The following is a 16366-nucleotide window of genomic DNA, read 5'->3' as shown; positions in this document are numbered from 1 at the left end:
CAGGTATAAGATTAAAATAACTTCGCAAAAAAAGAGCTAAAATCTGTTCAGGCACATTTTAACAGGGGTTTAACGGTCATTAACTATATCTATCTATTTGTTCGCAAAAAATCGGTTTATTAAATGCATACTAAAACACCATTAGTTTCTATTATAACGATTGTATATAATGGAGAAAAGTATATAGAAGACACAATTAATAGTGTCTTAGCTCAATCTTACGAGTTTATTGAATATATAATTGTAGATGGGGGCTCTACAGATAATACATGTAGTATAGTTAAGAAATTTGGTAACAAAATAGCAAAGTTCATATCCGAGAAAGATAAGGGGATTTCTGATGCCTTTAATAAAGGGATTGCTCTTGCTACCGGCCAATTAGTAGGTATTATCAATGCAGATGATTGGTATGAACCTGATGCTATAGAAAAGATTGTAAATTTGTATACTGATGACAATACCATCATTAGTGGTAATGTCAAGTTATATAACAGCGAAACAAAGTATAACATTAAAGCAAGCAGCCTGGATGGTTTAAGAAAACAGATGACCATCTGGCACCCGGGTACGTTTGTTCCAAAAGCCATTTATGACAAAATTGGCGTGTATGCTTTGGAGTATAAAGTTTTAATGGATTACGATTTTGTTGTAAGATGCTTTATGGGGGGTGTTAAATTTAAATTTACCAATCATACGATAGCTTCAATGCGATATGGAGGAGTTAGTAATCGGTTAATATCAAAATCGATGAAAGAAAGCTACGATATAAAAAACAAATATTGGGGAATAAGCTTTAGTCATAAAATCGAAAGAATATATTTTAACGTTTATTACCAGGTAATAATCTTCCTTAAAGGGATTATTTATAAATAAGATAAAATGGATAAAATTGAAATATTATTAGCAACGTATAATGGGGGCCGTTTCCTTCGCGAACAGCTGGACTCTATTTTCAGGCAAAGTTATAAGAATTTTGCCTTGCTTGTCAGAGACGACGGGTCAACCGACGATACGTTAGATATTTTGAAAGAGTATATCTTAAAGTATCCGCAGCAAATAAGTATCGTAGAAGACGAGGTAGCACACCGGGGTGCAACTTTCTCGTTTGAGTTCCTTATTCAGAAAGCAACCGCTAAATATTTCATGTTGTGTGATCAGGACGATGTGTGGTTGCCTAATAAAATTGAGATCTGTATTGAAACTATGAAAGAACTTGAGGCCGTTTCGGGAAACATCCCGTTAATGGTTTTTACAGATCTTAAGGAGGTTGATACTGATTTAAATATCATCAATCAATCGTTTATTGACAGCCAGAAGCTTTTTCCGGAGGTAGCAAGTAATCCAATAAAAATCCTGTCGCTGAACGTTGTTGCCGGTTGTACAATGATGATAAACCAAGAATCGAAGGCTGTTATTCTGCCATTTCATTCTTCAAATGTTGTACATGATCAATGGATCGCTATTAATATTGCTCACTACGGCCTGATAAAATACCTTCCTATCCCAACAATATTATACAGGCAACATGGTTCTAATACAGTAGGTGCCAATAGGGTAGGGTTTAAATACTTTTATAAGAAGTTGTTGGTACCATCAAAGCAATTTAAAATTTATAATGACCTTATAAATAATTTAAGCTTCAAAGTAAACATTTGGTCGTTTGTGTACTATAAAATATACTTCACCATAAGACGTTTGACCATTTAATATTTACACCAAAAATGTCGTAAATATCCATAACAGGCTATAAGTAAACTACTTTATTAAGATAAAACATAGGGCATAGAAGGCCCTAAATTAATGATCAGGTAAGCGAGCCAAATAAGGTTGGGTCGCTATATCTTATAAAAAAACCGGTTAAGTACTTAACCGGTTTTTTTATAAGATATGCAGAAACTCAATTACCATTGTCTGCAGGTAATAACACAACCGATTCAAATGGTTTTAAAATCAGGCTTCCTCGGTAAACATTATTCTTTAAATCTTTATATTGGCTATTTCCTAAATTAATGGTCTTGTTGGCAGCAGTTGAATTATATTCAAATCGGGCCTTGCTATCATCCTGCTGACTGCTATCATCCTGAGCGGCATTATCTTCTTTAATATCAAGGTTTGTTATTGTGATTTTTTCTCCGTCATTTAATGTTGAAAATATTACTTTATTATACGTTTTGTTACCACTTGATATTGGCAAGCTAAAATGCTGTATATCTTTTGATAAAGACACTGATACTTTGTTCTTTCCTAAACGCATATCCGGGTTATCAGTGTCTCCGTTATCAGCAAAATAGCAAAAAACAACTTTGTTGTTGCCTGAACTAACTGCATCAAAGGATAAGAGATAGGTTTTGTTTTTAGTGGGATTAAATGGATAAGATTGATTTTGATACGAGAATTTATCGCCTGGGGTTATATTTGAGGATGAGAGATTTATCGCGTTGATTTTAACTAAACTGGATGATAAATTGGCAGCAAACTGTTGTGTTTTACTACCTTGAGCTTTGATGGTTCTTCGATCGCCCGAATGTGAATTGACATCTTTATTAAAGAGCTGTTTCCATTCATTTAATGAAACAAAATGTTTACCGCTTCTTCTGTTCAAATCGTAACCAATTATTATCGACGATAAACTATCCCTTTTACGATAATAATAATTGTTTGAGAAGGTGCCATAATTTGCAAGGTCGGTTTTTCTTGTCTCATATCTTGCAACCGGCTGGGTTACATTGTTACTGAAAAAGATATTGTTTGATATTGAGTTATCGTGCATATCGTCACAATTGCTATAAAAAATCAAAACCTGCTCGCCATTGTCAAATGACGTATTTCCCTGCACGACAACATTATTAGTGCCGTGCAGATATATACCGGCACTTTTACAGTGTGCTATAGTATTACCTGTAACCTCAATGTTTTGAGAACAGTCATCTAAATAAATGCCACATGCCCCTGTTGGGATGTTGTAAGTGCCGTAGTCTGACCCACTGGCTTTTAAAATTATATTTGAAATTATCTTTTGATTAACGTAGTTGAAGTTTTTTAACCTGTTCCAAGTATATATGCCGCCGCCATCGCCCTTAACGAGGTTAAAATTTGATATTACGTTATTTTGAATGGTTACATTGCTCGATCTGAAATCTATCCCGTTATAGCCTGTGCTGTCAATAATATTTTGTTTAATTAAAGCGGGACCATTTATAGATGAATACGTTATAGCAATATTCTGGCCGTTTCCACGTCGTCCCCGGCCTGGTATCAAACCTGTATTTTTAATTACATTATTGGTTAATACCAGGTTTTCGGTGCCATTAACATTTATGGCGTTGCCGTAACTATCACTGATATTGTTATTGTCAATAGTTACCTGCGATCCTCCAATTGCGTCAATAGCATCCACGCCTGAATAAAGGAAATTGGATTTTTGTATTTGTATGTTTGTACAGGAATTTAAGTAGACTGCAGATGTTAATGATCCTCTGAATGTTAGGTTTTGTATTGTAATATAATTGCTTTTTCCTAACAAAATATTATGTTGATAAAAAGATGCCTTAATATTCTGGTTATTAATATTGCCGTTAGTATAAAAAACCGAAATTTTATGACTCCCCCTATCAAAACACCATTCTCCATTCTGATCTAATGCTGATAGGTGATTTTGAATAAAAAACCCCCAGTTGTCTTTAATGTCGGCTGTTTTACCTGTAACTGTGAAGGTGTTGCCGGTTTGAGATACAATTGTTGATTTGTCAAATAACCATTGTGCTGCCCTGTCAACTAATTGTGCACCTTCCCAGTTGTTGTTAATAGGCGACCCACTTTCTATTGATACCTTCCCGTTATGTGATTTTATGGTAAGATAGCCATGGTTTACTGCAGATAGGTTAGGATATCTGCCCAGGGGCATACTGCCTGAATTAATAAACAGAGTAGTTACAGAATCGGCACTGCTGCTAAAATCTGCCTGCCAAATGTTACCTTTAAGATTAGTCCATTTTTTTACGTCAATAGCAGCCTCCAAAACGGCATTTTTACCTGTCCCGTATGAGTCGATGATAATAGGCATTGTTGAAGTGCCCGATTGTCTTATCTCTAACTGCCCTTCAAAAATATCTCCCTTTTTAAAGTAAATAACATCGCCAGGGTTTAGCGTTAAGCTATTTACTTTGTCTATCGTTTTGAAGGGCTTTACAGCCGATGTTCCAACGTTTGAGTCACTACCGTCATTGGATACGTAGTAGATTGTTTTTGACGAGGCCACTTGCGGAAGGCAAAATATTAAAACCAAATAATAGATCAGAAGCGGCGATGATTTCATAGTTATAAAATTTGATTGGAGATTTCTTAAAAATTATGTCAAGTGTTACTTGTAAAAACTATTTACAATCAAAATTATTGTTTGTTTGTTTTTAATTCCGGGTCAATTAAGCGGTTTTGAGATAAATTGTAACGTTTTAATTTTAATGCACCTAAGAATGAGATTTTTTAAAAAAAAAAATATGAAAACTTCTGAATTCGTAAAAAATATATACTTTTGTTGAAATAGTTAACATTAATTATGCGTATTGCAATTCTGGGAACTCGAGGAATACCCAATAATTATGGTGGATTTGAACAATGCGCGGAATTTTTAGCGTTAGGGTTAGTTAAGCGTGGCTACGAAGTTTTAGTTTATAATTCGCATAATCACCCCTATCAGGATAACAACTGGTCTAACGTTCAAATAGTTCACTGTTACGATCCTGAATTCAAGTTAGGTACTGTCGGACAGTTTATATACGATCTTAATTGCATTAGAGATTTACGACATAGAAAATGTGATATCATTCTACAATTAGGTTACACAAGCAGCTCGATTTGGGGCTGGTTGTTTCCGCGTAAGCATTCTATTGTAACCACCAATATGGATGGCCTGGAATGGAAGAGAACCAAATACACCGGACGGGTACGGAGCTTCCTCCTTTATGCCGAAAAACTTGGCGTTAAATATAGCGATCACCTGATATCTGATTCTATAGGCATCCAAAAATACCTTAAGGCTAAGTATCAAAAAGATTCCGTATTTATTCCTTACGGCGCGGAAGTGTTCAACAATCCTGATGAATCAGTTTTAACGGCTTACAATATCCTTCCACATGAGTATAACCTATTGATTGCCAGGCTTGAACCAGAGAATAGTATCGAAACTATTTTAGATGGCGTTGTATTATCAGGAAATGAAGAGCCCTTTTTAGTTATTGGTAAACATGATACACCATTTGGCAATTTTTTGAAGCAGAAATTTAGTGCTAGGCCTAATATCAGATTTGTTGGTGGCGTTTACGATTTGAATGCCTTAAACAACATCAGATATTTTTCGAACATTTATTTTCATGGTCATACAGTTGGCGGAACTAATCCGTCATTGCTTGAAGCAATGGCGTCTAATAGTTTGATTTGCGCAAACGACAACGATTTCAACAGGTATATCCTTGGCGAAAACGCACTTTATTTTTCTGACGATAAAGATGTGGCCCGGGTTTTAACTAATGCCAGAGATAAAAAAAAAATAGACTACCAAGCGTTTATTAACAATAATCGTCTGGAAATTTCGAATGTTTATAACTGGGATAGAATAGTTGATCAGTATGCCGAACATTTTAACGATATAATGAAGTCCTAATACAAAGTTGTTAATACATACAATGCCCCCATTTTACATTTTAATCTATCCTTAATTTATGAAAAAAAAAGTAGCTCTAATAACCGGGATAACAGGTCAAGACGGCGCATATCTGACAGAATTATTGTTGTCTAAAGATTATGAGGTTCACGGTATAAAAAGACGTAGCTCATTATTCAATACAGACAGGATCGACCATTTGTATCAGGATCCTCATGATACAAACAAAAGCCTTATCTTACACTATGGCGATTTAAGTGACAGTACCAATCTTATCCGTATCATTCAGCAGGTACAACCTGACGAAATATACAACCTTGGTGCTATGTCGCATGTAAAGGTAAGCTTCGACACGCCTGAATATACAGCTAATGCCGATGGTATAGGAACCCTAAGATTATTGGAAGCTATCAGGATTTTAGGATTAGAGAAAAAAACTAAAATTTACCAGGCGTCTACATCTGAATTGTATGGCTTGGTACAAGCAGTGCCTCAGTCAGAAACTACTCCGTTTTATCCGCGTTCGCCGTACGCGGTAGCAAAAATGTATGCTTACTGGATAACAGTTAATTACCGTGAAGCTTATGGTATATATGCTTGTAACGGTATCCTGTTTAACCATGAAAGCCCTTTACGTGGCGAAACCTTCGTAACCCGTAAAATTACCCGTGCAACGGCCAAAATTGCCATGGGCCTCCAGGATAAATTATATTTGGGTAATCTTGATGCGCAACGCGATTGGGGACATGCTAAAGATTATGTAGAAGCAATGTATTTAATATTGCAGCAGGAAGTTGCTGAAGATTTTGTAATTGCTACCGGTGTTACTACGAGGGTAAGAGAATTTGTAAGAATGGCATTCGCCGAAGTTGGCATCACCATCGAATTTAGAGGTGAGGGCGTAGAAGAAGTAGGCTATGTTGTTAGCTGTAGCAATCCTGATTTCCAGATTGAGGCGGGCAAAGAAGTTGTAGCTGTTGATAAAGCTTATTTCAGGCCAACAGAAGTTGATTTGCTGATCGGCGATCCAACAAAATCAAAAACGAAGTTAGGATGGGAGCCAAAATATGACTTACAAGGATTGGTCAGCGAAATGGTTGCATCTGACGTTGAAAACTTCAGACGCGAAAAACTTTTAAAGAATTCTGGTTATACCATCAAAAATCAGTTTGAATAACCATGGATAAATCAGCTAAAATATATATAGCAGGGCATCGCGGAATGGTTGGATCGGCCATTCAGCGTAAACTTCTAAAGGAAGGGTTTGATAATATCATAACCCGGACCTCATCGGATTTAGATTTACGCGATCAACAACAGGTGGTGGAATTTTTTAAAGAAGAAAAACCAGACTATGTTTTTTTAGCCGCTGCAAAGGTTGGTGGCATTGTTGCCAATAATACCTACAGGGCCGACTTTTTGTACGAAAATTTACAGATCCAGAATAACGTAATCCATGTCAGTTATCTTAACAATGTAAAGAAACTCATGTTTCTTGGATCAAGTTGTATATATCCTAAATTGGCTCCTCAGCCATTAAATGAGGATTATTTGTTAACAGGTCCATTGGAACAAACCAATGAACCTTATGCCATTGCTAAAATAGCCGGTATCAAAATGTGTGACGCCTACCGCTCGCAGTATGGTTGTAACTATATATCGGTTATGCCCACAAACTTATACGGTTATAACGATAACTATCATCCTCAAAACTCACATGTATTGCCAGCATTGATCCGTCGTTTTCATGAGGCAAAAGCCCAGGACTTGAAAGAGGTAACCATTTGGGGAACAGGAACACCAAAACGTGAGTTTTTGTTTGCCGATGATCTTGCCGATGCTTGCTATTACCTGATGCAGAATTATGATGAAGAAGGTTTGGTTAACATCGGTACTGGTGAGGACATTTCTATCAAGGATTTAGCTTTATTGGTGAAAGAGATAATTGGCTATGAAGGCGGAATAAATTTTGATGCCACTAAACCCGATGGTACTCCCCGTAAGTTAATGGATGTAAGTAAGCTTCATAACAAAGGCTGGAAACATACAATTGAATTGGAAGAGGGAATTAAGTTAGCATACAGCGATTTTTTGAATAAACTTGAAAGCAATACTGTTGCTTAAATAAAATATTAAGGCTTTAACCTGTTTTATTATATGTTAAAAAAAATTATTATCACCGGCGGGGCAGGCTTCATTGGTTCGCACGTTGTGCGTAGATTTGTAACCAAATATCCTGATTATCTCATTATAAATCTTGATGCACTTACTTATGCGGGCAATCTTGAAAACCTAACCGATATTGAAGATGCTGCCAATTATGTATTTGAAAAGGCAGATATAACAAACAGGGATCAGGTTGCTGCCGTTTTTGAAAAATATGGGGTAACCGATGTTGTTCATCTTGCAGCAGAATCACATGTAGACAGGTCAATACTGAGTCCTTTAGATTTTGTTTATACCAACGTTATTGGCACTGTGAATTTGTTGGAAGTTGCTAAACAGAAATGGGCAGGTAATTATGAAAATAGCCTTTTTTATCATGTATCAACTGATGAAGTATATGGCGCTTTAGGTGAAGAAGGTTTGTTTACCGAAGAAACAAGGTATGATCCGCATTCGCCATACAGCGCAAGCAAGGCATCTTCAGATCATTTTGTACGTGCTTATCATGATACCTATGGGATAAAAGTGGTAGTTTCAAATTGTTCAAACAATTATGGCCCTAACCATTTTCCAGAAAAATTAATCCCTTTGATGATTAACAACATCATCAATAATAAACCGTTACCTGTTTACGGCGACGGAAAATATACAAGAGACTGGCTTTTTGTAAAAGATCATGCTGTAGCTATTGATTTAATTTTTCATGAAGGTAAAATAGGCGATACTTATAATATTGGTGGTTTTAATGAATGGAAAAATGTCGACTTGGTACATTTATTATGCAAACAAATGGACGAAAAACTTGGACGTGAATCAGGAATAAGTGAGCAATTGATCACTTATGTGAAAGATCGTCCAGGACATGACAGGCGATACGCCATTGATGCCACCAAAATTAATAAAGAGCTTGGTTGGAAACCATCGGTAACTTTTGAACAGGGCCTTTCGGACACCATCGATTGGTTTTTACAGAATACGACTTGGTTAAACAATGTTACTTCAGGGGCTTACGCGAGCTACTACGATCATCAATACGAAAATCGTTAACTTAATAATACTACAGATAGCATGACAATTGCAACTACTCCGCTTGAAGGATGTATAGTAATAACTCCCCGCGTTTTTAACGACGACAGGGGATATTTCTTTGAATCATACAATGCGCAACGTTTCAATGAGGCTGTTGGGTATGAGGTTAATTTTGTTCAGGACAATCAATCTTATTCATCTCGCGGGGTGTTCAGGGGATTGCATTTGCAAAAAGGTGAGCACGCGCAGGCAAAGCTTGTAAGAGTAACTAAAGGCCAGGTTTTAGATGTCGCGGTCGATTTAAGGAGTGGATCGCCTACTAAAGGGCAATATTATTCGGTTTTACTTACGGAAGAAAACAATAAACAATTTTTTGTTCCCCGCGGCTTTGCACACGGTTTTATCGTTTTAAGCGATACAGCGATGTTTCAATATAAATGCGATAATTTTTACAATAAGGAATCGGAGGGGGGCCTGCACTATGCAGATCCTGAATTAAATATTGATTGGGGTATGCCCAATGCTGATATCCTGGTATCCGATAAAGATAAGGTGCTACCGTTTTTGAAGAACGTAGGCGATTTTGGTTTTTGATATATTTATTTTAACCCCCGTAATAAATTATAAAATTCAATATGGAAAACATCGTAGTTTTCGGTGCTTCTGGCCAACTTGGTCAGTGTTTAAAAAAAGTCGCCGAAATAAAAGGCATAACTTCAATTGTTTTTCCTCCTGAAGCCGAAGCAAATATCCTGGATGAAACTTTGCTGAATGAAGTTTTTGAAAAATATAAACCGTCTTTCGCAATCAATTGCGCTGCATATACCGCTGTTGATAAAGCCGAAGACGATATTGAGCTTGCCCGCAAAATAAATAAAACCGGTGCCCGTAACCTGGCTGTGCAATGTAAAGCGCACAATGCTTCGTTGGTGCAAATTTCAACTGATTTTGTTTTTAAAGGTGATATCCCTATTCCGCTTGTTGAAAATGATATAGCCGAGCCTATAAGTATATATGGCCTAACAAAGCTCGAGGGTGAGCAGGATGTTGTAGATGTGCTTGAGCAACACTACATTATCCGCACAAGTTGGCTGTATTCTGAATATGGCAATAACTTTGTGAAAACCATGCTGAAGTTAGGAAGCGAGCGGGATGAATTAAAGATCATTGCTGATCAAATTGGTACGCCAACTTATGCAATTGATCTGGCTGCCGCCATTTTGGATATCATAATATCAGGAGGTGGAAGCTACGGTATTTATCATTATAGCAATGAGGGAGTAACCTCATGGTATGATTTTGCTAAAGGGATATTTGATCTGTCAGGTACCCAGGTAAAAACTTTTCCTATCCGCACAAGCGAATATCCAACAAAGGCAACAAGGCCGGCTTTTTCGGTAATGGATAAGGCGAAAATTAAAAAAACTTTTAGCCTGGAAATCCCGTATTGGCGGGATAGCCTTGAGGTTTGTCTTAAAGCACTTGAATCTGCACAATAATCTAAATAAAAAACATCTCTTATGAAAGGAATTATTCTTGCCGGCGGTTCGGGAACCCGTCTTTATCCTATAACAAAGGCTATAAGTAAACAGTTAATGCCTATTTACGATAAACCCATGATCTATTATCCATTATCAGTATTGATGTTGGCCGGGATAAACGAGATATTGATCATTACTACTCCGGATGATCAGGCAGGTTTTAAACGTTTGCTAGGTGATGGTAGTGAACTGGGCTGTAAATTTGAATTTGCTACTCAGGAAGTGCCTAATGGGCTTGCACAAGCTTTTGTAATAGGAGCTGATTTTATAGGGCAGGATAAAGTGGCTTTGGTATTGGGCGATAATATCTTTTACGGTTCGGGCTTCAGCAAGCTTATTCAAAGCTTTAATGATGTAAATGGCGCTGCGATATTTGCTTACCCGGTTGCTGATCCTGAACGCTATGGCGTAGTAGAATTTGATAAAAATTTCAAGGCGCTTTCTATTGAGGAAAAACCTGTAACACCCAAATCTAATTACGCGGTACCTGGTCTTTATTTTTATGATAATCAGGTTGTTAAGATAGCCCGCGAGATACCTGCCTCTCCGCGGGGCGAATTTGAAATTACTGATGTAAATAAAGTATACCTTGAAAAAGGACAATTACAAGTTGGAGTAATGGATAGGGGGACCGCATGGCTTGATACAGGCACCTTTGATTCATTAAGCGATGCCTCCGAGTTTGTGAGAGTTATTGAAAAGCGTCAGGATACTAAAATTGGATGTATTGAAGAAATAGCTTACAGAATGGGATTTATTGACCATGGAGCACTCCAGACTTTAGCCGAAAAATATATCAAAAGCGGTTATGGAATGTATATAAGGAGAATACAACCGTAATTCATTTGCCAGGAAGTTATTAAAGCAAATAATATAAACTTTTTAATTATATGATTCAAATTACAAAAATTTGTTGTATAGGTGCTGGTTACGTTGGTGGTCCAACTATGGCTATGATAGCAAAGAAATGCCCTCATATCAAAGTAACAGTTGTTGATTTGAACGAGCAGCGTATAGCTGCGTGGAATGATCCCGATGTTGAAAATATTCCGGTTTATGAACCTGGCTTAAGTGACGTTGTTGCCGAAGCGCGAGGGCGTAATCTTTTCTTTTCTACTGATGTGGAATCAGCAATTGATGATGCTCAGATGATTTTCATATCAGTAAATACCCCAACCAAAACTTATGGTGCTGGTAAAGGGCAGGCTGCTGATTTAAAATGGATTGAGCTTTGTGCAAGACAAATTGCTCGGGTTGCAAAGGATAACAAAATAATTGTAGAAAAATCTACATTACCCGTACGCACCGCCAGCGCTATAAAAGATATCTTAATTCATACCGGTAATGGATCACAGTTTCAAATACTTTCAAACCCTGAATTCCTTGCAGAAGGAACAGCAGTAGAAGATTTGGATGCTCCGGATCGTGTGCTTATAGGGGGAGATAGCACAGTGGAAGGACAGGCTGCTATTCAGGCTTTGGTTGACGTATATGCTAATTGGATTCCGCGTGAGCGAATTTTAACTACAAATGTTTGGTCATCGGAATTATCAAAACTTACCGCAAACGCATTTCTTGCACAGCGTGTATCTTCAATTAATTCATTGACAGAGCTTTGTGAAAAAACAGAGGCGGATATAAACGAAGTGGCCAAGGCTATAGGTACCGATAGCCGTATTGGCCCTAAGTTCTTAAAAGCTTCAGTTGGCTTTGGTGGTTCTTGTTTCCAGAAAGATATTTTAAACCTTGTTTACATAGCAAGAAGTTACGGTTTACAAGAAGTAGCTGATTATTGGGAACAGGTTATTATTATGAATGATCATCAAAAGAAGCGGTTTGCTAACCAGATGATTAAAGAGCTGTATAATACTGTAAACGGTAAAAAAATCAGCTTCCTGGGCTGGGCATTTAAGAAAGATACTAATGATACACGTGAGTCAGCTGCAATTTATGTTGCCGATCATTTGTTACATGAACAGGCAAATATAGCGGTTTATGATCCTAAGGTATCGGCTGATCAGATTTATTTTGATCTTGATTATCTTGCCACAAGATCTTCTGAAGAAAATAAAAAAGGGGTGAAAATTATTAGTGATCCCTATGAGGCATGTAAAGGCGCTCATGCTATAGCTGTACTGACAGAATGGGATGAGTTTAAAACCTACGATTGGAAAAAGATATATGATAGTATGTTGAAGCCAGCTAAAATATTTGACGGCAGAAACCTGCTTAATGCAGACGAATTAAGATCTATTGGATTCTTAGTACAGACTATCGGCACTAAAGCATAGTGCCTGCAAATGCACAATCTAAAGATCGGCTTTAGAAAAGATAGCAATAGGGCTAATTAAAATGGACTGTCTCAAAGGGGCAGTCTATTTTTTTGCGGTATCTAATTCACTGGTGATAGGGACGGCAATTCCAATCATAACGTCATTCATTGTTTTCATATTGAAAAGTTTAAAAGCAATTTTTTGCAGATTGTTGAGCTGTTAGATTAGGATGATATTATATCGCCAAAAGGCAAATATTTACTGATAATGGACTGACACGGTTTGGCCTCGTTGACGAGCAACCAGATAATCACTTGAAATAAAAACCGCCCCATAAATTGAATTATGCGGCGGTTTCGTTTATTTTAAACTTTAATTGTGTTCTATAAAAATGTACCCGCTGCTACGGTTTCATTGGTCGATTCATCAACCAGGATCAATGAGCCGGTGATGCGGTTTTTGCGGTATTCATCAAACACTACAGGTTGGGTGGTGCGTAAACGGATCTTTACCATTTCATTCATCCTGATATCTGTATTTTCTTCCTGTTTTTCAAGCGTGTTGATATCCAGCTTATAATATACTTCCTTAATGATCGACATCACCTCACGGGTAGTAGTTTTGAGATGGTATTTTGCACCGGGGCGCGGGCTACGGGTTGCCATCCAGCAAATCATAGCATCAAGGTCCTGGCTTACCTGCGGTTCGCTGTCGTCTTTTACAATCATATCGCCGCGGCTTACGTCGATATCGTCTTCCAGTGTAATGGATACCGACATTGGTGAGAAAGCTTCCTCAACAGGGCCGGAATAAGTATCGATAGTTTTGATGGCCGATGTTAATCCTGATGGTAATACAGTTATCTTATCCCCTGGCCTGAAAATGCCGCCTGCTATCCGGCCTGCATAACCACGGTAATCGTGATACTCATCAGCATGCGGGCGAATCACCGTTTGCACCGGGAAACGGGCGTCGGAGTGGTTTTCATCACTGGCAATATGTATAGTTTCCAGGGTATGTAACAGGCTTTCGCCTTTATACCATGGCATATTTTCCGAATCGTTTACCACGTTATCGCCGGCTAAAGCGCTGATAGGTACAAAACGAATGTCTTTAACATCTATTTTGGCTGCAAACGCTTCATACTGTTCAACAACCTTGTTAAAAGCTTCCTCGCTGTAATCAACCAGGTCCATTTTATTTACACAAACAATAATGTGTGGGATTTTTAACAGCGATGCGATGAACGAGTGGCGGCAGGTTTGCTCAACTACACCTTTGCGGGCATCAATGAGTACCAGCGCCAGGTTTGCAGTTGAGGCACCGGTAACCATGTTACGGGTATACTGGATGTGCCCCGGTGTATCGGCAATGATAAATTTGCGTTTCGGCGTGGCAAAATAGCGGTAAGCTACATCAATAGTAATGCCCTGTTCGCGTTCTGAACGTAAGCCGTCTGTTAATAATGAAAGATCAACATGCTGAAGTCCTTTTCGTTCGCTCGATTGTTTTACAGCTTCCATCTGATCTTCAAAGATGGATTTTGAATCGTACAGTAAGCGTCCTATGAGTGTGCTTTTTCCATCGTCAACACTACCTGCTGTAGTAAAACGTAATAATTCCATTTGTGGTGGTATATTGTGCTTCAGGCTTGACTGCCTAAAGCCTCATTGAATCAAATTTTAAAAATAGCCCTGCTTTTTCCTGTCTTCCATCGAAGTATCCGAGCGTTTATCATCACTGCGGTTGCCGCGTTCGGTGCTGCGTGTGGCAGATACTTCGGCAACTATTTTCTCCAGCGTGTCGGCGTCCGACTCGATACCTCCAGTAATGGTAATATCGCCCAGGGTACGGAAACGCATCAGCTTGTTTTCGATAGTTTCACCGTCCCGAAGCTGTAAAAACTCCGAAGCTGGCAGCCAGGTATTATCACGGTAAACGGCATCGCGCTGGTGAGCAAAGTATAGTGAAGGTATAGCTATGTTTTCCTGCAAAATATAGTTCCAGATGTCCATTTCAGTCCAGTTGCTGATTGGGAATACCCTGAAGTGTTCGCCCATGCGCTTGCGGCCATTAAATATATTCCACAATTCAGGGCGCTGGTTTTTAGGGTCCCACTGTCCAAATTCGTCACGGTGACTAAAAAAGCGCTCTTTAGCGCGTGCCTTTTCCTCGTCACGGCGTGCACCGCCAATAGCAGCATCTATTTTATGGCTTTCAATGGTATCAAGCAGGGTTACTATCTGCAGTTCATTACGGCTGGCATTAATGCCACTTTCTTCAACTGCACGGCCTTTATTAATTGATTCCTGAACCGAGCCAACAATAAGTTGTACGCCAAGGTTATCAACCAATTTATCCCTGAACTCCATTGTTTCGGGAAAATTGTGGCCCGTATCAATGTGAATAAGAGGCATAGGGATTTTTGCCGGCCAGAATGCCTTTTTTGCCAGGTGTGTTACAACAATAGAGTCTTTCCCGCCCGAAAACAGGATGGCAGGACGATCAAATTGTGCAACCACTTCCCTGATAACGTAAATGGCCTCTGATTCTAATTCCTGCAGATGAGTAAGATAATATTTATGCATTTTAACAATAAAAACCCTGCTAACCCCACCTAAGTAGTAGAGTTTTGCATTTAAACTGCAATTATACGCAATTATGCCAATTTTAGTGCTATCTATTTGGAATTTAACACAGATGGGCAATGCTTATTCTTTGGTTTATTTGAAGCCTGCTGTCTATTTAACAGATTTAAGCATGCGCTTCAATTGTTTTGATCATTTGGTTGATAACATCATCAGCACCGGCATCAAACCAAATAAAATCTTTATCTTTTCTGAACCAGGTGAGCTGCCTTTTGGCAAAGCGCCTGGTATTTTGTTTTATGAGCAAAAGTGCTTCATCAAGATTGGTCTTGCCATCAAAGTGATCAAACAGTTCTGCATAGCCCACTGTATTTAATGCATTCAATTGGCGGTGGGGCAGGAGCGTTTTTACTTCTTCAATCAGCCCTTGCTCAACCATTGTATCAACACGCAGGTTTATGCGCTCATATAATTTTTCGCGTGGCATATCAAGTGCCAGTTTGATAATATTGAAAGGCCTTTTATTGATAGTGGCTTTACGATAGGAGGAAAACGGTTTGCCTGAAGTTTCAAAAACTTCCAATGCCCTGATAATACGCTGTGGATTATTAAGATCGACTTGGGTATAATAATCCGGGTCCACCTGTTGTAGTTTTTCCTGCAGTGTTGCAATCCCTTCTTTTTCCAGTTGCAGGTTTAGTTGTTCACGTACAGAAATATCAGCGACAGGCAAATCATCAAAGCCTTCACAAATGGCTTTAATATACAAGCCCGATCCGCCTGCCAGGATCACATGATCATGTGTTTTAAAAAGCTCATCTAAAAGTGCCAGCCCTTGTTTTTCAAAATCACCGACAGAAAAGCTTTCGGAGATGGAATGCGAGTTGATAAAATAGTGTTTGGCAGCAGCTAATTCACTTTCATCTGGTTTGGCAGTACCAATACTCATTTCCCTGAAAAACTGCCTTGAATCGGCCGAAACCACTACTGTATCGAAATGCTGGGCCAATTTAATAGCCGCGACTGTTTTACCAACTGCGGTAGGACCGACAACTACGATAAGGGTTTTACCATTATGAGATATATTCATTGGCCCAGCTTATTTATATT

Annotated in this window: 14 protein-coding genes; 10 read left to right on the top strand and 4 right to left on the bottom strand. The window is 38.4% G+C overall.

Annotated features, from left to right (window positions below; translation table 11 throughout):
- The first annotated feature begins 123 nt into the window (after positions 1 to 123).
- On the top strand, positions 124 to 873 hold the full coding sequence (locus MTO98_RS27640; RefSeq protein ID WP_243482216.1) for a glycosyltransferase family 2 protein: 750 nt from the start codon (positions 124 to 126) through the stop codon (positions 871 to 873).
- A 6-nt stretch (positions 874 to 879) separates the two neighbouring features.
- Positions 880 to 1707: a glycosyltransferase family 2 protein gene (locus tag MTO98_RS27635; RefSeq protein ID WP_243482215.1), complete on the top strand. Its 828-nt coding sequence runs from the start codon at positions 880 to 882 to the stop codon at positions 1705 to 1707.
- Between the two features lie 190 nt (positions 1708 to 1897).
- Here the strand turns inward: MTO98_RS27635 and MTO98_RS27630 are convergent, their stop codons facing one another.
- The gene (locus MTO98_RS27630; protein WP_243482214.1) at positions 1898 to 4315 is read right to left on the bottom strand and encodes a right-handed parallel beta-helix repeat-containing protein; all 2418 of its coding nucleotides are present in this window, start codon (positions 4313 to 4315) and stop codon (positions 1898 to 1900) included.
- 240 nt (positions 4316 to 4555) lie between these two features.
- Between MTO98_RS27630 and MTO98_RS27625 the strand changes: the two genes are divergently transcribed.
- From MTO98_RS27625 to MTO98_RS27590, 8 genes are read left to right on the top strand one after another with little or no spacing between them, the layout of a single operon-like run.
- Positions 4556 to 5659: a DUF1972 domain-containing protein gene (locus MTO98_RS27625; protein ID WP_243482213.1), complete on the top strand. Its 1104-nt coding sequence runs from the start codon at positions 4556 to 4558 to the stop codon at positions 5657 to 5659.
- A 58-nt stretch (positions 5660 to 5717) separates the two neighbouring features.
- Complete coding sequence (gene gmd, locus MTO98_RS27620; protein ID WP_243482212.1) at positions 5718 to 6836, top strand: GDP-mannose 4,6-dehydratase; 1119 nt, start codon at positions 5718 to 5720, stop codon at positions 6834 to 6836.
- A 2-nt stretch (positions 6837 to 6838) separates the two neighbouring features.
- Positions 6839 to 7783 carry a GDP-L-fucose synthase gene (locus tag MTO98_RS27615; protein WP_243482211.1) on the top strand — a complete coding sequence of 315 codons (945 nt, stop codon included), beginning with the start codon at positions 6839 to 6841 and terminating at the stop codon, positions 7781 to 7783.
- A gap of 33 nt (positions 7784 to 7816) precedes the next feature.
- Positions 7817 to 8872 carry a dTDP-glucose 4,6-dehydratase gene (gene rfbB, locus MTO98_RS27610; protein ID WP_243482210.1) on the top strand — a complete coding sequence of 352 codons (1056 nt, stop codon included), beginning with the start codon at positions 7817 to 7819 and terminating at the stop codon, positions 8870 to 8872.
- A gap of 21 nt (positions 8873 to 8893) precedes the next feature.
- A complete protein-coding gene (gene rfbC, locus MTO98_RS27605; RefSeq protein ID WP_243482209.1) occupies positions 8894 to 9448 on the top strand; it encodes a dTDP-4-dehydrorhamnose 3,5-epimerase in 555 nt (184 codons plus the stop codon).
- Positions 9449 to 9489: 41 nt separating this feature from the next.
- Positions 9490 to 10353 (top strand): dTDP-4-dehydrorhamnose reductase, encoded by an 864-nt coding sequence (rfbD, locus tag MTO98_RS27600; RefSeq protein WP_243482208.1) that lies wholly within the window; start codon positions 9490 to 9492, stop codon positions 10351 to 10353.
- Positions 10354 to 10374: 21 nt separating this feature from the next.
- Complete coding sequence (gene rfbA, locus MTO98_RS27595; RefSeq protein ID WP_243482207.1) at positions 10375 to 11235, top strand: glucose-1-phosphate thymidylyltransferase RfbA; 861 nt, start codon at positions 10375 to 10377, stop codon at positions 11233 to 11235.
- Between the two features lie 50 nt (positions 11236 to 11285).
- Positions 11286 to 12686 carry a UDP-glucose 6-dehydrogenase gene (locus MTO98_RS27590; protein ID WP_243482206.1) on the top strand — a complete coding sequence of 467 codons (1401 nt, stop codon included), beginning with the start codon at positions 11286 to 11288 and terminating at the stop codon, positions 12684 to 12686.
- A 365-nt stretch (positions 12687 to 13051) separates the two neighbouring features.
- On the opposite strand, the gene cysN is transcribed toward MTO98_RS27590, so the two are convergent.
- The 3 genes from cysN to miaA all read right to left on the bottom strand — a co-directional run bounded on the left by cysN (position 13052) and on the right by miaA (position 16346).
- Complete coding sequence (cysN, locus tag MTO98_RS27585) at positions 13052 to 14293, bottom strand: sulfate adenylyltransferase subunit CysN (RefSeq protein WP_243482205.1); 1242 nt, start codon at positions 14291 to 14293, stop codon at positions 13052 to 13054.
- A 57-nt stretch (positions 14294 to 14350) separates the two neighbouring features.
- A complete protein-coding gene (gene cysD, locus MTO98_RS27580) occupies positions 14351 to 15256 on the bottom strand; it encodes a sulfate adenylyltransferase subunit CysD (RefSeq protein ID WP_091213675.1) in 906 nt (301 codons plus the stop codon).
- A gap of 166 nt (positions 15257 to 15422) precedes the next feature.
- Positions 15423 to 16346 (bottom strand): tRNA (adenosine(37)-N6)-dimethylallyltransferase MiaA, encoded by a 924-nt coding sequence (gene miaA, locus MTO98_RS27575; RefSeq protein ID WP_243482204.1) that lies wholly within the window; start codon positions 16344 to 16346, stop codon positions 15423 to 15425.
- Positions 16347 to 16366 lie beyond the last annotated feature (20 nt).

The sequence above is a fragment of the Mucilaginibacter sp. SMC90 genome, from assembly GCF_022811725.1.
Lineage (GTDB): Bacteria > Bacteroidota > Bacteroidia > Sphingobacteriales > Sphingobacteriaceae > Mucilaginibacter.
This window is presented reverse-complemented; position numbering and strand designations above follow the sequence as displayed.

Coding starts and splice junctions, on each gene's coding strand:
- MTO98_RS27640 (WP_243482216.1), top strand. CDS start 124: ATGCATACTAAAACACCATTAGTTTCTATTATAACGATTGTATATAAT.
- MTO98_RS27635 (WP_243482215.1), top strand. CDS start 880: ATGGATAAAATTGAAATATTATTAGCAACGTATAATGGGGGCCGTTTC.
- MTO98_RS27630 (WP_243482214.1), bottom strand. CDS start 4,315: ATGAAATCATCGCCGCTTCTGATCTATTATTTGGTTTTAATATTTTGC.
- MTO98_RS27625 (WP_243482213.1), top strand. CDS start 4,556: ATGCGTATTGCAATTCTGGGAACTCGAGGAATACCCAATAATTATGGT.
- gmd (WP_243482212.1), top strand. CDS start 5,718: ATGAAAAAAAAAGTAGCTCTAATAACCGGGATAACAGGTCAAGACGGC.
- MTO98_RS27615 (WP_243482211.1), top strand. CDS start 6,839: ATGGATAAATCAGCTAAAATATATATAGCAGGGCATCGCGGAATGGTT.
- rfbB (WP_243482210.1), top strand. CDS start 7,817: ATGTTAAAAAAAATTATTATCACCGGCGGGGCAGGCTTCATTGGTTCG.
- rfbC (WP_243482209.1), top strand. CDS start 8,894: ATGACAATTGCAACTACTCCGCTTGAAGGATGTATAGTAATAACTCCC.
- rfbD (WP_243482208.1), top strand. CDS start 9,490: ATGGAAAACATCGTAGTTTTCGGTGCTTCTGGCCAACTTGGTCAGTGT.
- rfbA (WP_243482207.1), top strand. CDS start 10,375: ATGAAAGGAATTATTCTTGCCGGCGGTTCGGGAACCCGTCTTTATCCT.
- MTO98_RS27590 (WP_243482206.1), top strand. CDS start 11,286: ATGATTCAAATTACAAAAATTTGTTGTATAGGTGCTGGTTACGTTGGT.
- cysN (WP_243482205.1), bottom strand. CDS start 14,293: ATGGAATTATTACGTTTTACTACAGCAGGTAGTGTTGACGATGGAAAA.
- cysD (WP_091213675.1), bottom strand. CDS start 15,256: ATGCATAAATATTATCTTACTCATCTGCAGGAATTAGAATCAGAGGCC.
- miaA (WP_243482204.1), bottom strand. CDS start 16,346: ATGAATATATCTCATAATGGTAAAACCCTTATCGTAGTTGTCGGTCCT.